This is a genomic window from Flagellimonas aquimarina, from assembly GCF_003149745.1.
Classification (GTDB): domain Bacteria; phylum Bacteroidota; class Bacteroidia; order Flavobacteriales; family Flavobacteriaceae; genus Flagellimonas; species Flagellimonas aquimarina.
In genome coordinates this window covers 1,036,274-1,062,593 of record NZ_QGEG01000002.1, presented here as the reverse complement: position 1 = coordinate 1,062,593, position 26,320 = coordinate 1,036,274, and the positions used below count along the sequence as shown (strand labels likewise).

Genomic DNA, 26,320 nt, shown 5'->3' with positions numbered 1-26,320 from the left:
ACTGTTAATTCCTGGTTTGCTTTATATAATTTGACGGCAGCATACCATAAACCTCCTGAAAGCACTTTGAGAAATAAGCCGGGCTACTAAATCCGGTTTTATACGCAATTTCAGAAATGTTCGATGTCTGTTTGTCCAGTAACTGCAGAGCTTTTCTTAGCCTGTAATTCTTCAAATGTCCATTTGGGGACTTTCCTACTAACGCAATCATTGTCCTGTACAGTTTGGATTTGCTGTAACCCAATTGTTTTCCAAAATCAATTGCAGTGGTATTTGAATTGGTCCATACCTTTTCTGTATACTCCATTAATTGGACAATAAAATCGACATCTGATTTTGTCAAAACATTTATTGATGGATTTTGGCCTGTTTTATTCTGATTTTCACTCTCGTACAAATCATGCACTTCGGATGATATTGATAAATTTCTCTTAGCAACATCACATAAATATTCTGCCATTTGAATGGTATCTTCAAATATGCTTTCTCTTTTTGTAACAGGAATACCAGCACTTATCCCAATCCTAAAATCTATATCAGGTGTTATGACCATATTATACAGTTCTTGAATCTTTACTGAGCACATAACCGCATTTGTTACGGATACAAAGGAAATTAGAAAATAGCCCGTTTTCTGTTTAACCACACGTCCTTCATGAGCAACAGCAAAATTGACAATAGATTTGGTATAGCCGCGAAGTGCTGCATTCAAGGTGTTTATACTTGACTTTCTTAATGTGTTTTTTCTAAGCTTAACAACCATTAATGTGCGAAACGCAGGATCGTTAATGATGTTTAGTTTTGTGTTTTTCGATTTTTCGGGGTCAACAATCCTTCCCAAAAAAGATTCCACTATAGTATCGTTTACCTCAATTATTCGCTGTGGAACATCACCATGGGCTTGCTCATGTAGGTCAATTATTGCCTTTTTGTTTGGCGCCTCAATCAAACAAAATGCTGTTTGCCTTCTTTCATCACACCAATAGGTCAAGCCTCTACAGTTGTATTTATGTTCAATTTTCAGATCAGCTTGATGCATCTCCGCCACATGTTTTGCGGTGATACCCTCTGGCACATCATGAAAATCCATATAAATAGGCATGGTGGTTAATTTACCGGAATATATTAATAATTTATTAGAGAGGTCTCAATTGTTAAGAGCGCTTCTCCAGTAAGATTTACCGATTAGCCGTTGCCGGACTTATTACAGTAGCCACCTCATTTATGGAGTTTGCTGGAAAACCTCCTTTTTGAGCATGCTCTTCCACTAATTCTTTAGCTTCCGCATTATAAACACAATATACCTTATCTCCTGTAACATAACTATGTTGCCACTCTATTTTTGGACCCATTTCTTCCAGAACTGTACAGGAAGTTTGTGATATGCTCTTTAATTGTTCTGCGGTTAGGTTTCCGGCCCCTGGAATGATTCTTTCTATTACATATGTTTTCATGGTTGTCTTGGTTTTAGTTGTTTCCTTATTTTCTTTTTGTTGACCAATGGCGTAGTTTGTTGAAACTACCAGTATAACAAGCATTAATTTGATTGCTTTACGCACTGAATGATTATTGGATTTTTTTGATTCGATACTTTTCTTTAACGAGACCATACTATTAAGTTTTAAATGTTGATTCATCAAAACTATCGCATAAGCCAGTTAAGAAAGTATTCATTTGGTTCAAATAATTCTAATTTTGGTTCAGTGCATTTTTGATGCCATGCAAAACCCCTTTCAATTTATCATTGATGGGATTGGTTCTTGATCCCATTTAATAATATGTTCAAGCCTTTCCAGATTTTTAATAGTGTACTATGTATTAAATGCCATGATGATTTTTTGGCTTAGCAAGTAATGAAAATAGTAGTAAGATAAAGGCCACTCCAAAACCTAAAATACCAATATTGACCCCCAAAAGTGTTTTCTCACTTCCATCTAAATATTTCATTGAACCGCCATAGAAACCTTTTAACAGGAACGCCAATAAAAATCCTCCCGTAATCAGCATGCTTAGTATAGCCGTTAGCTTGGTTTCTTTTTTTACCCATACCAACCAAAGGCAAAGAACTCCTATTCCTGTATTTGTAAATAGTTGCCACACTTCATGAATCCTGACATGAGGTGTCCAATCAGGATTGAAAACATGGGTATTGTTCAACTCTAAAAACGGAACAACGATGGCATAAAGAAAAATACTGAATGTAATTATTGATTTTTTCATTTCTTATACTTTTAGGTTCTTAATTAATTGTAATATTTTCTAAGGCTTAACGGGGCCTTTTATCTAAGTTCATTCTAATAGCCAAAGCTTACACCTTTCCGTTACTTATTTGTTAGGTACTCTTCCATTTATTTATTGGGTAAACCCAATGGTTGATTTCGTTTTTTCTAATCCATTCCCATTGGGTTTACAGCTTTATTAGTGGCTTGTGATTCTATTTGTTTGAGCCAGTCTCTACCATGTTTTCGGTTTTGGCATTCCATATTCCAGTAGATATTGTTTCCTGAACATATTGCTGAAAGTCTTTTGGTTTTCTGCCCAATACTTTTTCAATATCGTTTGTCACCTCTGAATTCTTTGGGTTTCCAAGAACCTCAGAAAACAGATAGTCAATCAGCCAAATAACATCAGCAGGAACACCTTGCTGCTCCATTACTTTTTTATAAGCCGGCAATGCAATTGGAGTAAATGCTATATCTCTTCCGGTAGCATTGGAAATTTCTTGAACAACCTCTTTAAATGTATACAGTGTTGGTCCCGTGAGTTGATAAATCTTTCCATTATGTTCATCATTTAACAAAGCCTCGACCGCAACATCAGCAATATCATCCGTGTCCACATAAGGTACCTTCGCCTCAGCCTGTGGCAAGGCAACAAATCCATTAAGGATAGGTTCCAAGAAAAAGCTTTCGCTAAAATTCTGATTGAACCAACTAGCTCTTACAATAGTATGATCAATACCTGAATGAATAACCACTTGTTCGCAGAGCTCCGCTTCCCTTTCACCTTTTCCAGACAAAAGGACCAATTTTTTAATATCATTGTATTTAGCTTGCTTTACAAGTTCTTCTATTTTTTCTAGGGCTCCTGGAACTGCTAAATCGGGTTGAAAAGTAATATAAACCTTATCCATACCTTGTAAGCTGTCTGACCACGTTTCTGAGTTCTCCCAGTCAAAAGCTGGGTTAGCCGATCTGGAACCAATTCTTACATTATGTCCGGCTTCAATTAATCTGTTTGCTACTTTACGACCGGTTTTTCCTGTTCCACCGATTACCAAAATGTTACTTCTATTTTTCATTTGTATTTATGTTATTAATTATTTGGGGACTGATTGCCCCGTTTTTATTTAGATATTACTTTTTAATGATTGCATTAAGCTAAGAATGAGTAACAGAAATGAAATGAAAGATGTAAGGGTTCTTGCCAAATGCAATCGATTCCATTTCACTTCAAAGAGTTCTCTTAGGCTTTTTAAGTCTTCCGTGCTTGATTTGGTTAAGTCGGTTCCATCTAACAGGTCATTGAGCGGAACATTGCCAAAAATGGTTACCAATACAACGCCCAGAAAATAAACCCCTATTGCTAAGAGCAACAACCAAATCAATGTACTTGATGTATTTCTAAAAAGATATAGATTGATAAGACCCAGAAAGAAAGGGCCAAAAAAAACAATAAAAAATATTGGATTCAATATTGCTCTGTTCATTTGTTGAAAAGATGTTAAAAATCCCGCATCATCCAACCTGGCAATTCCTGGGGTAATGGAGTTTGACCAAGTAAAGCACAGTCCTGCGGATAAGCCCGTTAATAGGATTAAAGCTATAATTGCCGAGTTCTCTAAAGTCACTTGCATGATATTACTTTTTTAGCTTATTTGTAGTTGGGTCTACCTGAGAGTACCAGTACAATATTGCTATGGTAAGAAATTCAAAGGCTACTATCCAAAATCCCAAAGAAGTAAAAAAACCATAGTAACTCCCTCCGTTTGGAATGATGAAAAATGGAACCGTTATTGTGGCATCCAGTGCAACGGCCGTCAACAACATGGTCTGCCCAACTATGTAACCATGTGTCTTATTATCTTTTTTATAATAGAAAGAACTTCCTAACCATACTATTGGCATAACGATTACAAATAGAACCACATTTGCTTGGGCCTCGGCATCTTTCATAATGGGAACGTAGAAAGAAACCGAATAAAAAAGTATGGCAACGGCCCAAATGGCCATACCTGTCAAAATTGCTCGCTTAGTTTTCATGTCTAAATAATTTTAAATTATGAGACAAAACTATTGCGCAGAAGAAAGTCTGATTTGTTGTAAACGGATAAAGATTTGTTCGAAAAGGAGTTTACTTTATTTGGCTAGGACGATATCCAAACTTTTTTTCAAAAGCATTAGAGAAAGAACTTAAGCTATCGTAACCCACATGCCAAGCTGCCTCTTGAACTGTTGATTCTTGATTTCTTATCATTTTATGAGCTAATGTAAGACGCTCGTTTTGAAGATATTTAAATACTGGAACACCAAAAAATGCCTTAAAATCCTTTTTCAATTTGAACATATTCCAACCTATTTGCTTAGAAATTTCATTTAAAGAAGGTGGATTGTCTATGTTTTTAAGCAATATATCTTTTGCTTGATTTAATTTTTCACGCTCATGGGGCTTTATTCCTTCTGTTTTTAAGGAAGCCAATTGACCAAAAAAATGTGAAAGCAAGGCAGTTATTTGACTCCTAAAAAACATCATCTTAGTTTTACCTTGGTACTGTATATTAAACAGGGAATCGACAATAGCTTGCATTTCGGGAGTCATAATGAAGCTTGGACCCTCAACATAATGATCATCAGGATTGACAAGTTGATTGAGCATTTCACCAAATAACTCCCCTTCTTGATTAGGAAGGTTGTCAATGGTATTTGTAGAAGTTGCAATTACCAAACACTGTAATGGCTTTGACGCAGAAACAGAATGTATAAATTCTACATGCTCATCCGCATAAAATGAAAGCGTTAGCCCTTTGGTGTGACTAAACTCTTTATGTTTATCTCCATATTTTACGGTTAAATCCACATCGCCTTCGCCATAAAAAGCAACGGCAATAAGCGGCTCATCAAAAAAGCATGAATCTATAGTGGCTTCCTCTGCAGTAGCTTCTTCCACTAAGATGGTAAAATCATTGATATTTATAATGTCTCTAGTCATTCAATATGATAAACTTAAGAAATATAACTTTTAAATGACCCAGTAAGATTGTGATCTATTTTTTTATTTCCACCAGGCATTATAACCTTGCAACGAATCCTTTGGTCTTATCACCTCCCCTATTCTAGGCGTTGCAATTGAAATCTGAAGTTCCGCTCCTTTTTTGACAACGCGCTCTATAGGGTCTGTCCAACTATGCAAGGCCAATTTAAATCCGCCCCAGTGAATTGGCATAACGGTTTTGGCCTGTACATCGAGCCCTGCCTGTGCAGTTTCTTCAGGAAACATGTGAATATCCGGCCACATTGCATTGTATTGGCCACACTCCATCATGGCAAAATCAAAAGGGCCATATTTTTCACCAATAGCTTTAAAATGACTTCCATAACCACTATCTCCACTAAAAAAAAGTTTGTCATGTTCAGATGCAATCACCCAAGAGCTCCATAGTGTACTCTGCTCATTGCCAAATTTGCGTCCAGAAAAATGCTGCGCAGGTGTACATGCAAATAATAGTCCATCAGCATTGATTTCTTGCCACCAATCCAATTCAACAATACGTTGTTTCTCAACACCCCATTCTTCTAAATGAACACCAACGCCAAGCGGCGTGTAAAACATGTCGACCTTATCCTTTAATTTAGTTATGGATTCATAATCCAAATGGTCATAATGATCATGTGAAATAACCACCATATCTATATTTGGAAGTTTCTCAATGTTCAAGGGCATTTGCTTATTGAACCGATTCCCGCCTAGTAAGGGGTGTGGTGCAGCAACGTTACCAAACATAGGGTCTATTAAAATGTTTTTATTGTCAATCTGTACGAGAAAAGCTGAATGACCATACCAAATCAGACGGGTATCATTTTTAAAGTCCGCAACGTCTGCTGAATCTAGTTTTTCCACTTTTAAATCCTCTTGGGGCGAACCATTGGGAACCTTAGTGGTAAAGAACTTGTAGGCTAGATTCACTGTTTCACCAAAACTCAGGTCTTTGGGAACGTCTTTTTCGTTAACAAACTTTCCGTTTCTGTAATTCGAAGATTTTGCATATTCTTTTTGTTGTTCTTTGGATATCTTTCCACCAAAACTCGGATAGTAGTTTACAAAAAGTAGGTATGCAACAATTAAAACCCCAATTAGGACAAGTATAATGACCAACATTCGTTTTAGGACCTTTTTAATTATTTTCAAAATTAATCTAACCTTGTGGTACAAATAAAGAACAAATACTTGACAGTTAAACCGCTTTCGATAGAAAACAAGCTATACAACAAAATCTGAACTACCCAACAAAAAAGCTATATACAAGGGGTTTTAAACAGAAACTGCTCACCTTTCATTATTCTAAAAACTTGCGCGCAGAGAGAAGGAATTTGGATTCACAGGTCTTGCGAAAGACCCTATCGCTGCTTTAGCGGAATTGGTTCGGGAATGATAACCAAGCTCTAACAATAAACTAGGGTTGACCTCATACCCCACTCCAATATTTAAATTAGTCTGTATAAGTTCATGTTTACCCGTAACTTGGTTGATGTCATATTGGGCTTCTGGACCTGCATACAGGTAGAGTTTCTTCCTCACATACCATTTTAGAAGCAATGAAGACCCCGTTTGTTCATGTGTTCCAAATTTATCATAGAAATGTTGTAACTGGATTTGTAATCTTTCCGAAATTCGATATTCCATTCTCAAATTTTTGTATACTTCTCCATTGACACCTGCGGGGTAACCTATGCCGTCAATAGTAAATCGTGGAAGAATATCTGCATTGTTATCTGGACTCTCAATACCCTTTTGGCTAAATGCGGTTATTGAAAATAAGCAAGCGTAAAGAAAAACAACTAACCGCTTCATAAGGTAAATTTGAAAGACTGTACCTATAAATATATGAAATGCAAAAAGCTAAAGAGTCAGAGCTATGGTAATTATTAAAACTTTAACGGCTTAAAAGAGTATTTTCTGGATGATAAAGGGTGGTAATCTATCTACTTACCATATCAACGATCTTCTTTGCCAAGTGCAAAAGGGATGCGCTTGAGTGCTACTTGTCCGTTACTTATTACCATTAAAACATCTTGAAGTGCTACAATATCTTCCAAAGGATTATTTGGAAGTAGAATCATATCAGCCTCTTTACCAGACTCCAATGTTCCAATTTTATGGTCAAGACCAAGAAGTTCTGCACCAATTTTAGTGGATGCCTGCAATGCCTGAAAGTTTGTCATTCCAAGTCTAACAAAGTGTTCTGCTTCTAATGAAACTCGAGTGGTACTTTCTGCACTGTAATCATTATCGGCTCCAGTTGCCATTTTCACTCCAATTGCCAGTGCATCCCTAATTGTTTTTTCAGCCTCTACTAACATAAACCTCCCGCGTAGTTCCAATGTTGGATTGCTGTATTCACCTCCGGGAACTTTTAAATCTTCAATGGTAATAAAAGTGGGTACTAAAAAAGTACCTTTCTTCTTCATAAGCTCAAGGGTTTCTTTGCTTAGGAAGGTGCCATGTTCTATACTCAGGGCTCCCGCTTCAACCGCCGCACGACCTCCTTCATCACCGTGCGCATGCACCATAACTTTCAAATTATGCTTTGCGGCTTCATCTACCACAATACTTAATTGCTCTCTGGTATAGGTCTGTTGTCTTGGGTCTGTCTCTGGTAATCCTGCCCGTTCTGTACCTCTGGTTTTAATAATTCCAACTCCACGCTCTGCATTTATCCTAACCAACTGACGCAAGGCCTCTTCGGAGCGAACACCTTTGCTAAGGTTGCTCAGTCTAACATCAGCAAGTATGGTCTCCCCCAAATTTGGAGTAACATAAATGCCCGCGCTTACAAAATCAGGTCCGGGTATAACTCCTTGCTTGGAAAGATTGCCCAATGTTACATCTTGATAGAACTTTGTGCTGGCTGAACGGACGGTGGTAACTCCTGACTTCAATGCTCTTTCCGCAGCTTTAAAATTGCTGATATGGGTATGCGCATCAATCATTCCAGGCATTAAATAATACCCTTGCCCATCAATCATTTCATACCCAGATGGGTCGTTATCTAACTGTTTTCCAACCCATTCAATGGTCTTTCCTTTTAGTTTGATTGCCGATGCATTCATGATGTTGTTGTTCACACCATCAAAGATTTTTACATTTTTAATGTAAATATTCTGAGCGCTTAGGCCCATTGTAATAGTCAGAAAAAAAAGGATAGCTGTTAATCTCATTTTGTTTTATATTGTATTACAATTCTAGGATTTGCTTTAGTAATATGTTCTATAAATCCTGATTTATCTTTTGGTGATATGATAATACCGTTGTGCTTATTATAAATAATCTCCAACCTATCCAAAGATGCCGCGGGAGCACTTATGAGACTGCTGGTTTCTGCTATCATTTTGATTGATTGTATATCAATTCTCTTGAATGCAACAAAGCCAAGTTTTATACTCAACACCCCCTCATCTATGATATAATAGAGGTTGAAGAAAACCCAAAGCATAAAGACTACAATGAATATATTAACACCAACAGGAAACCACCTTTGAGAAGAAATCAATGGAAAGACGGTAGCAATTGGTATTATCAATACAAGGAGCAAGAGTCCGTAACTTATTTTAGATGGGTATTTCTTCATCATATATTGCTTATGGCCAATACAATTCTGGTAAACCTGCTTGTTTAAGCAATACGTTGTAATTTTTAACTTGTTCATTTTTAATGTTTTGTAACCTACTATTTAAAGTATTCCATTGTTGCAAATAGTCCTTATTGACTTCTCGTATTCCTGGTGATACAGGTAGGTTTCCCTTACTAGTTTTATTCAAAAAGTCCTTGAACTTTATTAAAAGTCGGGCTTCAAACATATAGTTACTTTGGTATGTGCGCATTTCTTTTTGTAGAATTCTAGATATCCAAGCATCAGCAGCCTGATCTAGGGCCGTTCCTTGCTCTTTTATATTCGGATCCTTTGAAACATCAAGTATAAAATCCAATTGCTGTTTTATTTTACGAAGGTCACGTACGCCTTTGGCCATTTCTGTGGCTCCCTTGTAAATAGACCTTGACATTTGATCACGTTCAACATATGCGGCAGCGACATTATCAATACTATTGGCAATACGAGGGTCTATTTTAATCTCAAAATCTTGGGTTTGGGTATACTCCCCTACTTTAAATCGGGCCTTATAGTTCCCAGGAGCGGCATTGTATGCAGTTAAATCTCGATTGGTGGTATATAATTCCTCTAAACAATCAAACCGACCAATTTTCATGTTCCATTGAAAACGATGGGCTCCTACAGTCCTTTTTAACTGAGGTTTCACTAACGTATCACAACCAACTCTTGGTAAGTCCGTGAATTCCGAATGAATCACCTCTCCACCACTATCCAAAATTTCTAATGACATTGGAATGTTTTCATCAACTTCTTTATTTATAGCGTAGTAGATTTGGACTCCTTGAGGTGGATTTTCTCCATATCCTCCATCAATGCTATATGCTACAGAAAGTTCTGCATACACATCACGGGGCCTATAAAGGAAGTAATCCTTTTTGGCCACTTCATCCGTAATCTGATGTAATGGAGTAAGGTCATCCAAAATCCAAAGCGCTCTTCCTTGGGTAGCCACCACTAAATCTTGACGTTTTACTCGTAAATCCGTAATGGGAACTTCGGGTAAGTTGTTTTGCAAAGGCAACCATAGTTTTCCATCATTAAAAGAAACAAATACACCTGTCTCTGTGCCGGCATAAAGCAATCCTTTTCGATCCGGGTCTTCTCTTACGCTTCTGGCAAAAGTATCCTCAGGTAAACCGTCTACGATTTTCTCCCAAGATTTACCATAGTTGTTTGTTTTGTATATATGGGGTGTAAAATCATTCAATTTATAACCTGCCACTGCAATATATGCAGTAGCGGGATCATGCGGAGATGGTTCCACCACATTGATGATGCTTTCCTTTAATCCCCTTGGGGTTACGTTTGACCAGTTGTCTCCTCCGTCTTGGGTCAAATGCACCAAACCATCATCAGATCCCACCCAAATAACTCCTTCTTTAATTGGTGATTCCTCTATATTGAAAAGGTTGTTGTAACTCTCAGCGGTTATTTGCTCATTACTTATGGGCTTTCCACCTTTACCTTGATGTTCTTTGTCATTGCGGGTAAGGTCTTCACTGATAACGTCCCATGTTACCCCCCTATCTGAAGATTTCATCATATACTGGGATCCATAATAAATCACATTTGGATTATGAGGCGAGACGATAACAGGGCCATTCCAATTTGCTCGATATTTTAAGTTTTTGGGTTGCTCCCCAGTGACTCGCTCTGGGTATGGCCTAACCATACGTGTATTATCAATATCCCGATCCCATTCCACAAAATTACTTGCAAAGTATGTGGAATACACATATCTGGGATTATCTGGGTCCAGGGCAACCGTAGATGACTCGCCAGCGCGCATTACATCCCAATGCATTTCTCCAATACCATCATCTACGACTCTACTATCAATGGCAATGGTGCTATTGTCTTGTTGACCTGAGTATACACGATAAGGATACTGATTGTCTGTAATTGCTCTATAAAATTGCCCAGTGGGCTGGTTCATCAACGTGGACCAAGTTTTTCCTCCGTTATAGGTAACGGAACCACCTCCATCGTTGGCATTAATCATGATATCGCTATTGTTTGGGTTGATCCACAAATCATGATGATCTACGTGACTACCCATGATACCGGTAAAAGTTTTGCCCCCGTCTATAGATTTCATGGCAAAGCTATTCATGACCCAAACTTCATCTTCATCATTTGGGTCCGCTATTATATGCATATAATACCAAGACCTTGCATAAGTGGTTGCATCATTAGTGGTTTGTTTAAAGCTCTCCCCTGCATCATCTGATCGATATACACCTGCCTTGTCTCCAAGGGCGTCTATTGCAATGTAAACTATGTTCGGATTGGCCGGAGAAATCGAAACACCCATTTTGCCCTTTAACTCCGGTAAACCTTTAGTAATTTCTTTCCAAGTTTTGCCGCCATCAATAGTTTTATAGATTCTGCTGCCAGGCCCACCGCTTTGTACCACCCATGGTTTTCTATGAAAATCCCATGAGGCTACTATCATAATATTCGGATTGGAAGCATCCACCGTCATATCTACAATTCCAGAATCTTGGTTCACGTACAAAATCTTTTCCCAACTGACACCACCATCTTCGGAAAGATATACGCCCCGTTCTTCATTAGGCCCCCAAGGATTACCCTGAGCAGCAACATATACTTTATCCGGATTAGTAGGATGTACATAAACATCACTAATGTGCCTTGTGGCCTCAAGACCCATATGTTTCCATGTTTTACCTGCATCCGTAGACTTGTAAAGCCCATCACCATGTGAGGTCTTTACACCACGAACAGGAGATTCGCCCGTGCCTACGTAAATGATGTTGGAGTCTGATGGAGCAATAGTAATATCCCCAATACCTGTGGTGTTAAAAAATCCATCGGAGATATTGTTCCATGTATTCCCTCCATCAGTGGTTTTCCAAACGCCACCGCCAGTGGCACCCATATAATAAGTGAAAATATCATCAGGAAGCCCTGCAACCGTGGTAGACCGCCCTCCTCTGAACGGACCAATATTACGATATTTTAATGCTTGATATAGTTTTTGATTTATCTGATTGCTTTGAGACTTGGTCTGCGCAACAGCTATGAAACAGCTACTAGTGCTAAGTGCAATTAGCAAAAACATGCACCATTTAATTTGGTTAGGTTTTGGAATCATGATGATATTCTATTTATTCAAAATTTTAGTTTTAGAAGAAGGCAATCCAATTGGTTTCAATGGCAAATTATTAATTGCGTATATGAAACCATAGCTATAAAGATATCGTATTATGATTTTTTTGAAGTACACATAGGGCATTTATATTTCAATACCGTGCTATCAACCCTTTCGTGCAAAATTTGGAAGTAAGACCGATTGATATGTAAAGCTGTTCAGGAGTAAAATATGGTTGGATGCAAAAATCCCTCAACCAAAAACATACATACATCAATTTATAATGTCAATTCGCTGGCAATTAAAATATATTGTTCAAAATTTTAAGAAAATGACTACACTAGTGACCGTAATGCAGCTACAATATTTATCGGCTGTTTTGTGCATCATAATCGTTTACTTGGCTGGTTTTGCACATGGACTAATATGGAGAAAAAGAAAAAAAGGATTCTAAAAAACATCTTTCTGTAGTGGACAACATTAAGAGGGAAATGTCTTCAGGTCAATTAAACTCACCTGATTATCTAGAAGCAAGTATTGAAATCTTGGAGCTACGAGGAAATGCCCCATTATAGTTAAGAGTTTATTATAAAGGGGAGCTTTTGCTCCCCTTTATATGTTTTCCTTATAATTGTTGCACATGGTTGCTTATGCATGGTAATAGCGTTCATTGACTATTTTTCCATTCTCCCATGTAGTACGGACCACTTGTTCAAATTTATGCTCTACGCCATCATTTGTTCTAAACTCCATAACAGCTTCGTAAAAAGTAGTGTTATTTTTTACCGCTGGTCCACTTATAACTTTATACCCATGAAAAGCCTCAACGGTGTCCAACAATTTCTTTTCCTCTGCCAAGCAAAATTCCTTGCCTATTTTGGCAGGATTGTTTCCTTCAAACAATTGAACATCGTCATCTAAATATTCTTCCATTGCTTCAATAAACTTTCCTTCTGCCAAAAGTGCGGTTACTTCATTCGCTTTTGTCAATAATTGCTGTTCTAATTCTTTTATTACAGTTTCCATAATTATGTTTTTTTAGGTTTTAATCATTGATACAAAGATGCGGGTAAAACCAAGGGGAGGGAATACCATTTTTTCCCGATTGCATGTATAAATCACCTTTTGGAAGTATTATATCCTCTTAAAAGAGAACATAAAATATTCTGCAGCACCCGAAGTAATTAATTCATCTTCTATCCAGAGTAGATTTAAATAACACAATAATGGGTTAAGGAAAAATCAATTAAAATGGGTAGACCTAAACTGCCATATCAATAAGTACCGAAAGCTATCCTTAAAATAAGAATAGCTTTTTTATTATTCTATTTCGCATTCTATGATATGTTTTTGCATATTCTTTTGAAGCAGAACGTAATCCAGAATTGCAAAATATGGCAATGGTCATATCCTGATGAGGAAAATAATATAGGTCTGTTGTCACTCCAATGCCTCTTCCTGAATGTCCCATTAGAAATCTATACGGGAAAGCTTTGTCCGCCATTAAGCCCAATCCATAATCTGGCTTTTTCTCGTCATTCCATTTCATCATTTCTTTTAATGTATTTTCACTCAGAATTTCACCTTTCATCAATCTTTGAAGAAAATTACTGGCCTCTTCAATAGAAGAATAAACACCATCATCTCCGCTGTACCAATTCGTCGTTTCTATGGTTTCTTCCGATAGGTTTTCCGTAATGTTGTTTAGGTCAATATCCCCATAATGGTCAACTAGTCTTTTTGGTGGTGTTTGTTTGTAATACGTATCCCTGAGGTTATATTTTCGGATAATTTCTTCTCTTATGAACTCTGCGTGATCATATTGAATAACACTGTCCATAACCATGGATAAAAGCAAATAATTTGTACTGCTGTACTTGTATTCGCCTAGTGGCTTTGTATGTCCTGTTATACCATAGGCGTACTTCCGCAATGCTTCAATATGAGACAGGGTGTCCAATTTTAAGTTCCCAGTGAGATATAATTCGTTGAGTTCTGGGTTTCTATTGTAATTATATAATCCAGACGTATGGCCCAACAAGTGTTTAATGGTAACATCATTTGCCGTTGCAAACCCCTCGATTATCTCTTTTGGTAAATAGCCCTGTATTTTATCATCTAAATTCAGCTTACCCTCTTCAACAAGTTTTAATGCAGATACAGCTACATACATTTTACCAATACTGGCCAGTCCAAATATATCATTCCGCTTTAACGGTTCCTTCTCTTCTAAATTTGAATACCCTGAGGTACCGATCCATTTTCCAAGTTTCGGACTTTTAATGTATACGGAAACTCCGACCAGATTGTTGCTGGTCGCCTTATCCATATATTGTTGAATTTTATTGAGCTTGCCACTTTGGCGTTGAGCAATTAATGGAGAAATGGCAATACCACTAATTAGTGTAAATACACATAAGGTAGATTTAAATGATTTCATTGCTTTTCGTTTTTTGATAATACAAAGAAACCGATCCCCTGTCTTACCAAAAAGAAAAGTGAATTTTAAGTGATTGAAGTGCTATTGGAATTAATTTGAAGTGCTATTTCGCCATTTACGAAAAGACGCTGCTTTAAGTCTGCTTATGGTTATCATAGCGTTATCATCAACCCCATCTTTTATTTTTAGGTCTATTTTGCCATAGGTAGAAGGTGTAATGGACATAATTATCTCTTGCCTAATTATTGTATTCCTAGTTGCCTGAAAAAACAAGTGTTGCGGAAGCAGCTGCATTAAACCAACTAGCGTTCCGTTAAACGCTGCCTTTTTATCATCATAATACACCCATATTATCCCTAGATCACTTTTTACAAAGCGTATAGCTTCTGCTTTTATCTGTACAATGCCATTCCCTTTTTGTAATTCAATTAGGTTTGAACTTTTATCGAATTCTGATTTTAATTCGTCCAATTCTTTGGCAGAATTTGTTAGACTGTGTTCAGCACTAATCCAATTTTTATAAAAATGAACCGACCATTTAAAAAAAGTGAGCAGCAAGGCTACAACAAAAACACATAGATTTATGACTAACAATTCATTAAGTGAGTAAAACCCATCCCCTATCAGCCAGGTATAAGTATTGCCAATAACATTAATTACCACTAGTAGAGCAATCGTCAAATACATTAATTGGTACAGAAAACGTTTACTTAAATTATTTGTCCAGCTAAGTTTTTTCTCCAATCTAAAGTCAATAACCCGATTGGTCTCTGTTAAGATCATAGCAAACATGATAGCAATTAGAAACTCCTTTAAAATAAAATCTGGTCTGGTAGGATTGAAAATGAAATTGATTATGATATTAGCGATGGAACCCAATAAAATAGGCTCTATTACCCTCCAGTAGGCTATGTTTTTAGAAGAAGTCATAATTAATGGCAATTTGATGGGGTTATATCAACATTGCCGGACACCACTATGGATTACAATTTTTCAGTTAATATCGCAATCATTGTTTTTATACCATCTCTATAATTGCCCAACCTAAGGTTTTCGTTGGGGCTATGTTGATTGTTGTCCATATTCACCGTTGGTACAATTACTGCAGGTATACCCAATGTATTTACAAATGGTGAAATAGGAATAGAACCGCCACCCATTCTTATTTTAATGATATCATAATCAAACGCTCGATCTAAGGCACGCTCCAACCAAATGCCAACCTCAGAATTCATTTCGGTGCGGAAAGATTGGTAGGACAACTCATGCGTAAAGGTTGCAATTCTTTTGTTGGATAGTCGCTCTTCCTTTTTAGGTTCCCTATCTAAGACCAAGTACCCCTGATTTTCAACATGTGTTCTGATCAATTCTATAAGACGATGTGGGTCAGACTCCAAAACCAATCTAACATCTATCTCTGCCCTAGCCCAACTGGGCACTATGGTCCGAGCCTTTTCATTTATCCAACCAGATTGCATTCCACGAATATTCAAAGAGGGATATTGAATGGCCTCCTGATAATTATTTCCAACTCTATCTATATCAGCAATCTGAAGCTTATTCCTTATAAAATCCTCATCATCCGGAACCTGTCGCAAAATTTCTCTAGTATCCTCATCTATAGAAATACCATCATAATATCCAGGTATGGTTACCCGTCCTTCATCATCTTTCATAGAGGCCAATAGCTTGGAGAGTCCAAATGCGGGATTGGGTGCGTAATTACCATAATGACCACTGTGTTGGGGAACAATTGGGCCGTAAGTGGTCAATGTTATCGTGGCTATCCCTCGTGCCCCAAAAACCAAGGTCGGCCTGTTGGTAATATGTAATGGGCCATCAAAAATAATCATCATATCCGATTTCAAAAGCTCCCTATTGTCAATTACCGCTTGTGGAAGACGTGGCGACCCTAACTCTTCCTCAAAGTCCATAATCACCTTGATATTGTAATTGGGTTGAAAGTTCCTTTCTGCTATGGCATCCAAGGCTCCTAAAAACATGGCGACAGGGCCTTTAGCATCCGAAGTGGATCTTGCGAAAATCCTCAAATCCTCATAGTTGGCATTTAAATCATACTTCTCAATTATCTTCCATTTCCCTGAAGCTTCTTTCTGCTTTATTACGGGAGCATAAGGGCTTTTCTGAAACCATCTGGTCGTATCCACAGGCTGTCCGTCAATTTGAAGATAAATCAGCACGGTTTTATCAGCCTTCTTTCCTTTTCGTTCCGCCAGCAGCAGGGGAGCAACCGCAGTGGCTATACGAGTGGTCTTAAAATCTCTACTCTTAAAAGCTTTTTCACACCACTGTACATTTTTCTCCAGATCATCTGGAAAATTAGCATCATTGGGAACACTCAAAAGATCTATGAGTTCCGGAAAAGACTGTTTTGTGTATTTTTCTGCCAATTCATCCAGCTTCTCTTGATCATAACGCTGTCCTAAGATTGCTACTGGCAGCAGCAGGATTATAAAATGTACTAAAAATGACTTCATGATGGTTACTTATATACGTTAAAGATAAATCTAAATGGGGAATATTTATACAATCATTCTTATAAGAATCCTTTACAAAAAAACAAGAGAGGCATAGATTTTCTTACCAATAAATGAATATGCAAAGCAAATAAAAAGTAGTAATTTAATGGTTGCTTTTAAATGCCATATTAAATGCTATTTCTGGACTTTTACAATTCGGTTTTAAACATCTCTTTAGCTTCATATGATGATTTACCGTACCCAGTTAAAAAAGTGAGTTTTAAAAAGGGGGATGTTGTTACAACCTATGGTCAAATAGAACGTAATGTCTATTTTATGAATCATGGTATTGTAGAAATGACCATCAAAAGTTATATGTCAGAAAAAATTATTGATTTCTTTTTTGAAACAGAAATGTTTTGTGGCCTTACATCTTTCCTTACACAACTTCCTACTGATGTGCAAATAACGGCACTAATGGACTGTGAAATGGAAATTGTCCAATATGACGATTTGATGAATGCGTATAATGTTTCTCTTGATGCAAACAAGTTTGGAAGAATAATTACAGAACATGGTTACATAAGAAAATCCAACAGAGAAAAGGAACTTTTAACAAAAACCGCTGAGGAGAGATATGGGGAAATGTTCCGAACACGCTCTAGGTATATTTCCAATATCCCTGTAAATAAAATTGCCAAGTATCTAGGCATACACCCCGAAAGCCTTAGTAGAATCAGGAACAAAATGAATTCCTAACATAGGTCAAGGCTGATTTTTAGTTTAAGCTTTTAGCCGCATATACATTTGCGGTCAAATTTATAAACTAAAGATCATGGAAGATTTCATTTCTCAATTGCCCACACCCCAAGAAATACTACTAGACCCAATTTCATTAATTGTTTATGCCTTGTTTGGAGGTTTATTTATCTGGGAGACCATTTTTCCTGCCCGGAAACTTCCTAAGGTAAAATATTGGAAAACAAGAGGATTACTTTTTTTTCTGGCCTACATGCTATTCACTACCTATATCCCACTATTATGGGATGGTTTCTTTGCTTCTTACCAACTAATGGATCTAAGCAATATGTCCCTTGCTTTTCAAGTAATCATAGGGATTTTCTTATTTGAATTGGTTCAGTATGGTTGGCATATAAGCATGCACAAATCAGATTTCCTATTTAGGGTGTCGCATCAAATACACCACAGCGCAGAACGTTTAGATGTTCCCAGTGCTTTCATGTTCAGCTTAAACGATATGATCGGACTATCCTTGGTGGGGTCAGTGAGCTTTGCTTTAATTATGGGCTTGTCCCCACAAGCTATTACCATCATTATTCTATCCCTTACATTTTTGGGCATTTTTCAGCATGCCAATATCAACACCCCAAGATGGATTGGTTATATCGTTCAAAGGCCTGAAAGTCATACCATACACCATGCAAAGGGAATCCACAAATACAATTACACGGATTTGCCTGTCATAGACATGCTTTTTGGAACATTTAAAAATCCAAAATCGTATGAGCACGAAACGGGATATTATTTAGGTGCTTCAAACAGAATCTTAGATATGCTCCGCTTCAGGGATGTAACCACAAAGAAAAAATCATGAAAAAAATGAACATGAAATGGGTTGGGTGGAGTAAACCCCTTAATAAAACACAACAAAAATTTAATTGTCTTAAACAGGGATCGTCCACCAAAACAAATTTATCAATCATCAAATAATAACCTAATGAAGATTCTTAAGCATATTGTTTGTCCAGCAATTTTTTCGGTGTTTTTTTCAGTAAATATAGCTGCTCAGTTTGGCCATGAAAAAAACACGATGAAAGACTCTATTGAGATTAATGGTGTCCCGCGCAACTATGAATACCATGTTCCCCAGCACCCCACTAGAAACTCGAGACTTGTAGTTGTTTTACATGGTGATGGAATGACAACAAAATCGATTCAAACCACAACGGGATTTGAGTTTAATGAACTAGCGGATAGCACTGGCGCCACAATTGTTGTTTATCCACAGGGATACAAGAATTACTGGAATGACTGCCGTAAAAATGCACCTTTCAAAACAAAAAGCAAGAGGATAGATGACCTAGCTTTTATCAAATCCATTGTTCAAAGAATGGAAAGAAGGTACCATATTGACCGTAATAATGTCTTTGTAATTGGATATTTCAACGGCGGAAACATGTGTTACAAGCTGGCCAAATCGATTCCTGCTTTTTTTAAAGGATTTGCAGTAATTGGAGCAAATTTGCCGATAAAACCGAATGATGACTGTGCCCCTGTCAATGAAGCTGTTTCCATAATGATCATAAACAATGTATCGGACACAACAAACCCATATATAGGTGGAGAAATTGCCTCTTTAAACGGATTTACAAGAGGAAAAACGCTGTCAACAAATGAGACATTGAATTATTGGCTGAGCCTTCTAGGTAATACCGATAAAAACCCATTGTCTTCTCTTTCGTCAACTATTGTAAAGGCTAATTCCACATTTTTCCGAGATGATTACTGGTCGAATGAAAAGAACAAAAGAGTTTCCATTTTAAAAATAGTGAGAGGTGGGTATCCTTTTCCTAATCCACATATTGACCAATGGTCTCAAATAGCGACCAACATGAATAAGCATATTAACATCCCTGAAACTGTAATGCGTTTTTTTTATCAAGTGCAATACTCCAATGCTCAGTTAAAATAAATAACTCTTTGTGATTCAGATTACATCAAAAAAAAACAATCCTATGAAAAGTATTAAACAAGTTTTCACAATATCAATTTTACTATTTGCTCTTGCTTGCAGCAATGACGATTATGGTGATAATCCTAAAGAGCCCGAACTAAATGAGATTCGAGTTATAGGGCGTGGTGTTGCCATTGCACAACCCAAAACAATAGTGCACCCTAAAACAGGAGAAACTTTAGAACCCAATTGTTTTCTTATGGAGCTTATAGATGCAGATAGCGGAAATGTAATCGGAACTCTACAGGACTGTGTTGTAGATAATGTAACAGACAGTGTTGGCACCATTCTGTCTAGAGTAATAACCTCAATCAGTATTGATGGTCGAGGAACTATTCAAGCAGAAAACCAAGTCATACAAACACTTCAACCTCCTGATGAAGCCTTGAACTTTAAAACCTTATTTACTCCTACGAAAAACAATATCATTAAGGCAACTTTTGAGTTTGAAGGGCGAGAAGGAACTGTTGCTCTGGATGGAGAGGTGAGTTTGGCAAACTTTGACCAAGGTATAGTCTCCTTCAATTGCAATTTCACCATCAATTTTGAATCAAATTAAAGAATTATGTGCACCACATTTGAAAATAATTCGGTTCGTGGCCCTGTCAATTCTTGGATGTTTAAAATGCTTTCAGGATATATGAATCATCTTTTTGGAAAATCCAAAAGAGCGCTTTTTAAAAATCATCCGCAAACTGTTGTGGAAATTGGTCCAGGAGCTGGGGCCAATATGAGGTATCTTAGAAAAGGAACCAGACTAATTGCCATTGAACCCAATATCCATATGCACGTTAATCTTAAAAAAAGTGCTACTAAATATGGAATATGTTTAGAAATAAAAACAATTGTTGGGGAAGATATGGACTTGCCGGACAATTCAATTGAATTTGTTGTCTGCACTTTGGTAATGTGCACTGTATCCAACCCTGCCCAGTGCATTGAGCAGATAAAAAGAATATTGAAACCTTCTGGAGTTTTTGTGTTTATTGAACATGTTAGGGCTAAAGAGAAAACAATTGTATCCTTTGTCCAAAATGTAACGTTCAAACCTTGGCTTTGGTTTTTTGAAGGATGTAACACCAAAAGAGACACAAAGTCTATGTTAGAATCGGCTGGTTTTAGCTCCTTATCCATAGAAGAATACAATTCTTATTCTCCTTTTGTTCCAATCACACCTCAAATTAGAGGCCGTGCAATAAAATAATTAAACCAATCTTTAGATAAATGGTTATCTGCTATAAAGCCCTATATATTGCTATGGGGCTTTTTTCTTAATGAACTGGGCCTTATCTTATATTTTTTATAAAAGGCATTGGAAAAATTACCCAGGCTGGAATAACCAACCTCATACGCAATAAAGGTGATTTTGTTATCTGTGTTTTGAATTTCGTTGTAAGCCCTTTCCAGTTTTAATTCAATACAGAAATCCACAACACTTTTTCCAAAGGCATCTTTGAATTTAGTTTTAAGAAAGTATTGGTTCAACCCAACCGCATTGGCAATTTCCTTGATTGATAGTCTTTTGTGTTGGTTTTTAAGAATATACTCCTTCGCCTCAATGATTTTTTGTTTTGAAGCATCTGTAAACTGAATTGAATTTTTAGTTTTTTCTCGTAACAAGGGAATAGAATGAAATATCAAATCAATAAGCTTCGCTTCTATGAACACCTCTTTTAAATTCCCCATAAAAGGATTGTGTTTAATATCATTTATTATTTTTCTGGTCTTAGAATCCAATAATGCATATTCCTGATCTAGAAAATATTCAGAATTAGTTTCAATCACTGTTTTTAGGGACTGAAGCTCTTCAAAATCCTTTAAAAAAGAGTTTAAAAAATACTCAGGTTGTATAACAAAACCAAAACTTTCATAATTGCAGTTCTTAGGAAAGTGAATGGCGCAATCTCCTAACTTCTCATAAATGATCGTGAAGGTATTTGGTTTAATAATGATCTCTTTTACATCATCTGCAACAATGGTTTTGGTCCTTCCCGCCAGTTGAAAATGAAATTGCAACCATTCCTCCTCAACCTCCTTATAAATAACAACCTTTTCAAAGGTTTGCATTTTTGTAAAGTAGATCAAAAAGCCATTGATGGTCAATTCCTCCTTATGCCCTGTATACCCATCCCCTATTAAATCCAAAACTTTTTTTACTAAGCTAAAAAAAACTGACTTATGCTCTTGTCAATTTTCAAATTCCATAACCACTATTTCCGATTCAATAACAAAAAAATCCATTCCGAAATTAGTTTTACCTCATAACAATATCCTATGCGCACTGTTTTCATCATGATAATTTTAGTCTTTGCCTCTTTTCATTTCACATTAGCACAAAACGGATTGGCTATTAAAAAAGCTAAAGGAAAAATTGAGTTGGACGCCCAGATGAACGAGCTGGATTGGCAGGAAGCTGCAATAGCAGACAATTTTGCCCAATTCTTTCCAAGCGACTCCGTTCCCGCAAAAGCACAAACAGAGATACGGATGACCTATGACGAAGACAACCTTTACATTTTTGCCAAAATGCTGAATTTAGGTCCAAGGGAATATGTAACCCCATCACTTCGCAGGGATTTTAGGGGCGAGGCCAATGATGTAATAAGCATTGTATTGGATACCTATGCCGATAGGAACAACGCATTCCTATTCGGTGTAAACCCGTTTGGAGTGCAAAGGGAAGGACTTATAGCCAATGGCGGAAGTGTGGCAAGTTCAGATACATTTTCTACAAGTTGGGACAATGTTTGGTATTCCAAAGCTGAAATATATGAGGATTTCTGGGCGGTGGAAGTGGCCATTCCTTTTAAAACACTACGCTACAAAAAAGACCTTAACAATTGGTATATTAATTTTTATCGGTTCGATAGCGAATACAGTGAACAATCTACATGGACTCCTATTCCAAGAAATCAATTTATCATTAACTTGGCATTTACCCAATCGTTGGTTTGGGATGAACCTTTGCAAAAAACCAAAACGAACATCTCTCTAATCCCCTATAGTATTTTTAGAAATTCTAAAAACTTTGAAACGGACACACCCACTATAAACGATTTTGATTTTGGTTTTGATGCCAAATTTGGTTTAGGTCCGGCGATGACGCTTGATGTCACCGCGAATCCTGATTTCTCCCAAGTAGAAGTAGACCAACAAGTCACCAATCTTGATAGATTTGAAATCTTTTTCCCGGAACGGCGGCAATTCTTTTTAGAAAATGCAGATTTATTTGCCAGTTTTGGCATTGATGGCACACGGCCTTTTTTTTCCAGAAGAATTGGGGTGACCAGAGATGAATCCACGGGGCAGAACCTACAAAATGAAATCTATGGCGGAATACGATTAAATGGGAAATTGAATAAGAATTTAAGATTAGGGGTGCTTAATGCACAGCTAAAGGAAAATGAAGCCATTGGTTTGGCTTCTACCAATTATTTGGTTGCAGCACTGCAACAAAGAATACTCAGCAGGTCATATTTGAGTGCAACATTTATAAACAAACAGGCTTTTGTTGATTCTATTGGAGGAGATTTCACTTTTTCTCCCAACACCTACAACAGAACGCTGGGGATTGATGCGAATTTGGCCACTAATGACAATACGTGGAATGGGAAATTGTTCTACCATCAATCTTTTGATGAAACCAATTCGGACTCTAATTATGCCTTAGGTGGTTTTCTAAACTATAGCACATATAAACTGGAATCCAATCTTACCGGTCAAAGTATTGGCGCTGGTTATAATCCTGAAGTAGGATTTGTAAGAAGACGAAACATCTTTCAATTAACTCCCCAAGTTTGGTATAATTACTATCCAAAAAATGGAACCATTCAAAAACATGGCCCTGGTATTTCAGGTGAACTCATAAAAAACAATATCACCTTAGATGATTTAGATTGGAACTTGGGGTTCAACTATAGATTTAACTATAAAAGCACAGCTTATTTGGAACTATCTGCCGAAAAACAATATACTTTTTTATTGAATCCTTTTGACCCAAGTGGTCTTAATGGTCTTGCATTAACTGAGGGCACAGATTATGGGTATTCTTTTCTAAGTGCAACATATAGATCGGACGCAAGAAAGGTTTTCTCTTATAATTTATCTACGCAAATGGGTGAATATTTCAATGGATCTTTATACAATTTTGCGGGTACCCTTACCTATAGATATCAGCCATTGGGGTTTACCTCCTTAAATTTTGCCTACAATAACATTAGACTGCCAGATCCGTACAAGGATGCAGATCTATTGTTAATAGGTACTCGTTTTGATTTTACTTTTACCAAAAATATCTTTTGGACAACCTTTGTGCAGTTTAACAGTCAGATACAGAATTTAAATCTTAATTCTAGAATACAATGGCGCTTTAAACCGGTATCGGATATTTTTCTGGTATATACGGACAATTTTTTTGCAGAAAGCCAGACAGGCGGCGGTGGTTTGATTCTTCCATCTATTCGTTTTCCAAGACAACGGGCAATCGTTTTAAAATTGAACTACTGGCTTAATCTCTAAGGTTACAACAATTTAGTCCTTCTTTTTCTCAGAATGCTTAATATACTTTTCCACAACTACAGCGGTGATAATAACCATATAAAACTGACCCATCAGCCCCACTAGCATAGCAGCTTTTTGGGCTATAGGTATTGAAGGTACTATTTCCCCATATCCAATGGTCAACAAAGTGATGTAAGCATAATATAAAATGGCCTCACTTTTAATGTCCAAGGTTCCATTTTTCATTAAGATACCCTGGAAAGCTCCAGGATTGGTCAATTCAATAGACATAAATAAAAAGAAGGCCAAGAACCCAAGGGAAATATAACCGCTCATTAAGCCAAGAATAACATTTCTATTTACAAATTTTGCCCTCCAAACCTGTTGAATGATATTCCAGGTAACCACGGTATGGAATACAAAATAAATGGATAACCGCATTAGAATATCACTCTGTGATTCTTGTCTATAAATCATGGAACTCCCAAAAATTCCAGCAGAAACCACAAATAGCAAAATAAAAAACCACGTGAGTTTTTTTCTTTTGGAAATCATTAAAATCCCTGCAAGAATACTGACCAAGTAAAGCAAAGGAAGCAATGTGAATTCGAAAAACTCACTGGGAAAAAACAATGACCCAAAAAGAATAGCCAATTGAGTGCCAAGAAAAATTACAAAACGGAATTTATACAGCTTTTTAATCATACTTCCATTTTGATTCATGGCACAACCTTGCCATATAATTAAAGCTTGGCAAGTTGCGTGTCACTATATGAGACTCTATAAATAGCATCGCCAAAATCATCGGAAATGAGCATAGAACCATCTGCAAGAAACAAGATATCCACAGGTCTTCCAAATGCTTCCTGGGTATCATCATTAAGCCATCCATCAATAAATGTTTCATAACTCACAGCCTCATTATCTTTTAGTTTAACCAATGAAATCTTATATCCTACCTTGGAAGAACGGTTCCATGATCCATGTTCGGCTATAAAAGCGTAACCTTTATATGTATTGGGAAACATATTTCCGGTATAGAACTTAACTCCCAAGGGAGCTACGTGGGCGCCCATGGCTTGAACTGGTGCAACAAAATCTGAACAGGGAAATTTATCCCCAAACTCAGGATCTTTAACCGTTCCTCCATGACAATAGGGATACCCAAAATGTTGTCCGCTCTCTGTAACCCGATTTAGTTCACAGGGAGGAATGTCATCTCCCATCATATCCCTACCGTTGTCCGTAAACCATAATTCTCCTGTTTCTGGATGCCACGTAAACCCGACCGTATTTCTAACTCCTTTAGCGTAAATTTCCCTGTTGCTGCCATCTGGATTCATTCGTGTGATGGTCGCATAGCGTTCATCTTCATCAGAGCGCTCACAGATATTACAGGGCGCGCCTACCGGTACATATAATTTTCCATCTGGCCCAAAGGCGATGTATTTCCACCCGTGATGAAATTCTGTTGGGTAGTCGTCATAAATCACTTCAGGTTGCGGGGGGCTGGAAAGTTGTTGTTCTATATTTGGATACCTCAAAAGTCTACCAACTTCTGCAACATACAATGCTCCATCTTTAAAAGCTATACCATTGGGAACTTCCAGAGTGGAATCAAGAACCATTATTTTCTCAGCCCTATAATCCCCATTTAAATCCTGAAGTGCATAAACTGTTTTTTCGTTCCGTGTACCTACGAAAAGTGTACCGTCATCACCCATGGCCATAGATCTGGCTCCATCAATACCTTCAGCAAACACCTCTATTTTAAAACCGTCAGGTAGGTTTAAGTCTTGTAGTGGCAAACTGGTTTCAGTTTGCTCAATTTCTTCTAATTCTTCTACCGGAGTTTCTTTTGACTTTTCTTTTTTTCCATTACAGGAAAAGACAAACAGAGATAGCAGGAACAAAAATGAAATTCTTTTAAGCATATTGGTGTTTTTATTATGATTTAAAATCTTTCTGGTCTACATTGAATAGATATCGATGCTAAAGTTAGGGTAATTTCAGAGATTTTTTTTTAGTGCTCCACCAACAAATATTATGAAAGAATGTGATTTCAAGACAGCTCTCAACACTTTTGGGACAAAACCTATCCCAACAGATTGGAACACCATTAATTTCCGAGTCTTTTGTAATT

General features: G+C 37.1%; 25 protein-coding genes. 6 read left to right on the top strand and 19 right to left on the bottom strand.

Annotated features, from left to right (window positions below; translation table 11 throughout):
- Nucleotides 1-4: 4 nt before the first annotated feature.
- From DKG77_RS11640 to DKG77_RS11565, 16 genes are all read right to left on the bottom strand, one after another.
- Nucleotides 5-1,102, bottom strand: a complete 1,098-nt coding sequence (locus DKG77_RS11640) for a nickel-binding protein (RefSeq protein ID WP_109663165.1) — start codon at nt 1,100-1,102, stop codon at nt 5-7.
- Nucleotides 1,103-1,178: 76 nt separating this feature from the next.
- Nucleotides 1,179-1,538, bottom strand: a complete 360-nt coding sequence (locus tag DKG77_RS11635) for a DUF4242 domain-containing protein (RefSeq protein ID WP_243414916.1) — start codon at nt 1,536-1,538, stop codon at nt 1,179-1,181.
- A 280-nt stretch (nt 1,539-1,818) separates the two neighbouring features.
- Nucleotides 1,819-2,220 (bottom strand): hypothetical protein, encoded by a 402-nt coding sequence (locus DKG77_RS11630; protein WP_109663163.1) that lies wholly within the window; start codon nt 2,218-2,220, stop codon nt 1,819-1,821.
- Nucleotides 2,221-2,434: 214 nt separating this feature from the next.
- Nucleotides 2,435-3,301, bottom strand: coding sequence for an NmrA family NAD(P)-binding protein (locus DKG77_RS11625; protein WP_109663162.1), 867 nt, complete (start codon nt 3,299-3,301; stop codon nt 2,435-2,437).
- Between the two features lie 48 nt (nt 3,302-3,349).
- Nucleotides 3,350-3,856: an anthrone oxygenase family protein gene (locus DKG77_RS11620; RefSeq protein WP_109663160.1), complete on the bottom strand. Its 507-nt coding sequence runs from the start codon at nt 3,854-3,856 to the stop codon at nt 3,350-3,352.
- 4 nt (nt 3,857-3,860) lie between these two features.
- Nucleotides 3,861-4,262, bottom strand: a complete 402-nt coding sequence (locus DKG77_RS11615) for a DUF5367 domain-containing protein (RefSeq protein ID WP_109663159.1) — start codon at nt 4,260-4,262, stop codon at nt 3,861-3,863.
- A gap of 91 nt (nt 4,263-4,353) precedes the next feature.
- A complete protein-coding gene (locus tag DKG77_RS11610) occupies nt 4,354-5,166 on the bottom strand; it encodes a helix-turn-helix transcriptional regulator (protein WP_243414915.1) in 813 nt (270 codons plus the stop codon).
- 105 nt (nt 5,167-5,271) lie between these two features.
- A complete protein-coding gene (locus tag DKG77_RS11605; RefSeq protein ID WP_313789954.1) occupies nt 5,272-6,405 on the bottom strand; it encodes an MBL fold metallo-hydrolase in 1,134 nt (377 codons plus the stop codon).
- Between the two features lie 153 nt (nt 6,406-6,558).
- The gene (locus DKG77_RS11600) at nt 6,559-7,068 is read right to left on the bottom strand and encodes a porin family protein (RefSeq protein ID WP_109663153.1); all 510 of its coding nucleotides are present in this window, start codon (nt 7,066-7,068) and stop codon (nt 6,559-6,561) included.
- A gap of 143 nt (nt 7,069-7,211) precedes the next feature.
- Nucleotides 7,212-8,435: an amidohydrolase family protein gene (locus DKG77_RS11595; RefSeq protein ID WP_109663152.1), complete on the bottom strand. Its 1,224-nt coding sequence runs from the start codon at nt 8,433-8,435 to the stop codon at nt 7,212-7,214.
- A complete protein-coding gene (locus DKG77_RS11590) occupies nt 8,432-8,923 on the bottom strand; it encodes a PH domain-containing protein (protein WP_109663150.1) in 492 nt (163 codons plus the stop codon). Before DKG77_RS11590 ends, DKG77_RS11595 begins: the two co-directional genes overlap by 4 nt.
- On the bottom strand, nt 8,856-11,972 hold the full coding sequence (locus tag DKG77_RS11585) for a WD40/YVTN/BNR-like repeat-containing protein (protein WP_165819386.1): 3,117 nt from the start codon (nt 11,970-11,972) through the stop codon (nt 8,856-8,858). Before DKG77_RS11585 ends, DKG77_RS11590 begins: the two co-directional genes overlap by 68 nt.
- Nucleotides 11,973-12,650: 678 nt before the next feature.
- Nucleotides 12,651-13,028 carry a hypothetical protein gene (locus tag DKG77_RS11580; RefSeq protein ID WP_109663146.1) on the bottom strand — a complete coding sequence of 126 codons (378 nt, stop codon included), beginning with the start codon at nt 13,026-13,028 and terminating at the stop codon, nt 12,651-12,653.
- A gap of 271 nt (nt 13,029-13,299) precedes the next feature.
- Entirely contained in the window at nt 13,300-14,442 is a 1,143-nt protein-coding gene (locus tag DKG77_RS11575) for a serine hydrolase domain-containing protein (RefSeq protein ID WP_109663145.1), read from the bottom strand.
- Between the two features lie 90 nt (nt 14,443-14,532).
- Complete coding sequence (locus DKG77_RS11570; RefSeq protein WP_109663143.1) at nt 14,533-15,372, bottom strand: LytTR family DNA-binding domain-containing protein; 840 nt, start codon at nt 15,370-15,372, stop codon at nt 14,533-14,535.
- Nucleotides 15,373-15,425: 53 nt separating this feature from the next.
- Complete coding sequence (locus DKG77_RS11565; protein WP_109663142.1) at nt 15,426-16,940, bottom strand: M20/M25/M40 family metallo-hydrolase; 1,515 nt, start codon at nt 16,938-16,940, stop codon at nt 15,426-15,428.
- Nucleotides 16,941-17,114: 174 nt separating this feature from the next.
- Between DKG77_RS11565 and DKG77_RS11560 the strand changes: the two genes are divergently transcribed.
- The 5 genes from DKG77_RS11560 to DKG77_RS11540 all read left to right on the top strand — a co-directional run bounded on the left by DKG77_RS11560 (nt 17,115) and on the right by DKG77_RS11540 (nt 20,881).
- Nucleotides 17,115-17,681, top strand: coding sequence for a Crp/Fnr family transcriptional regulator (locus DKG77_RS11560; RefSeq protein ID WP_109663140.1), 567 nt, complete (start codon nt 17,115-17,117; stop codon nt 17,679-17,681).
- Nucleotides 17,682-17,757: 76 nt separating this feature from the next.
- On the top strand, nt 17,758-18,537 hold the full coding sequence (locus tag DKG77_RS11555; protein ID WP_243414914.1) for a sterol desaturase family protein: 780 nt from the start codon (nt 17,758-17,760) through the stop codon (nt 18,535-18,537).
- 123 nt (nt 18,538-18,660) lie between these two features.
- Nucleotides 18,661-19,635 carry a CE1 family esterase gene (locus tag DKG77_RS11550; RefSeq protein WP_109663138.1) on the top strand — a complete coding sequence of 325 codons (975 nt, stop codon included), beginning with the start codon at nt 18,661-18,663 and terminating at the stop codon, nt 19,633-19,635.
- Between the two features lie 43 nt (nt 19,636-19,678).
- Nucleotides 19,679-20,236 (top strand): hypothetical protein, encoded by a 558-nt coding sequence (locus tag DKG77_RS11545; protein WP_109663137.1) that lies wholly within the window; start codon nt 19,679-19,681, stop codon nt 20,234-20,236.
- 6 nt (nt 20,237-20,242) lie between these two features.
- Complete coding sequence (locus DKG77_RS11540) at nt 20,243-20,881, top strand: class I SAM-dependent methyltransferase (RefSeq protein ID WP_109663135.1); 639 nt, start codon at nt 20,243-20,245, stop codon at nt 20,879-20,881.
- 41 nt (nt 20,882-20,922) lie between these two features.
- Here DKG77_RS11540 and DKG77_RS11535 read toward each other — a convergent pair whose 3' ends face one another.
- Nucleotides 20,923-21,822: a helix-turn-helix domain-containing protein gene (locus tag DKG77_RS11535; protein ID WP_109663133.1), complete on the bottom strand. Its 900-nt coding sequence runs from the start codon at nt 21,820-21,822 to the stop codon at nt 20,923-20,925.
- 129 nt (nt 21,823-21,951) lie between these two features.
- On the opposite strand from DKG77_RS11535, the gene DKG77_RS11530 reads away from it, so the two are divergent.
- Complete coding sequence (locus DKG77_RS11530; protein ID WP_133248453.1) at nt 21,952-24,195, top strand: DUF5916 domain-containing protein; 2,244 nt, start codon at nt 21,952-21,954, stop codon at nt 24,193-24,195.
- A gap of 12 nt (nt 24,196-24,207) precedes the next feature.
- Here DKG77_RS11530 and DKG77_RS11525 read toward each other — a convergent pair whose 3' ends face one another.
- Together DKG77_RS11525 and DKG77_RS11520 are read right to left on the bottom strand one after the other, a co-directional pair.
- Nucleotides 24,208-24,882 (bottom strand): ion channel, encoded by a 675-nt coding sequence (locus DKG77_RS11525; protein ID WP_165819385.1) that lies wholly within the window; start codon nt 24,880-24,882, stop codon nt 24,208-24,210.
- Nucleotides 24,883-24,920: 38 nt separating this feature from the next.
- Complete coding sequence (locus DKG77_RS11520; RefSeq protein WP_109663128.1) at nt 24,921-26,111, bottom strand: PQQ-dependent sugar dehydrogenase; 1,191 nt, start codon at nt 26,109-26,111, stop codon at nt 24,921-24,923.
- Nucleotides 26,112-26,320: the final 209 nt, after the last annotated feature.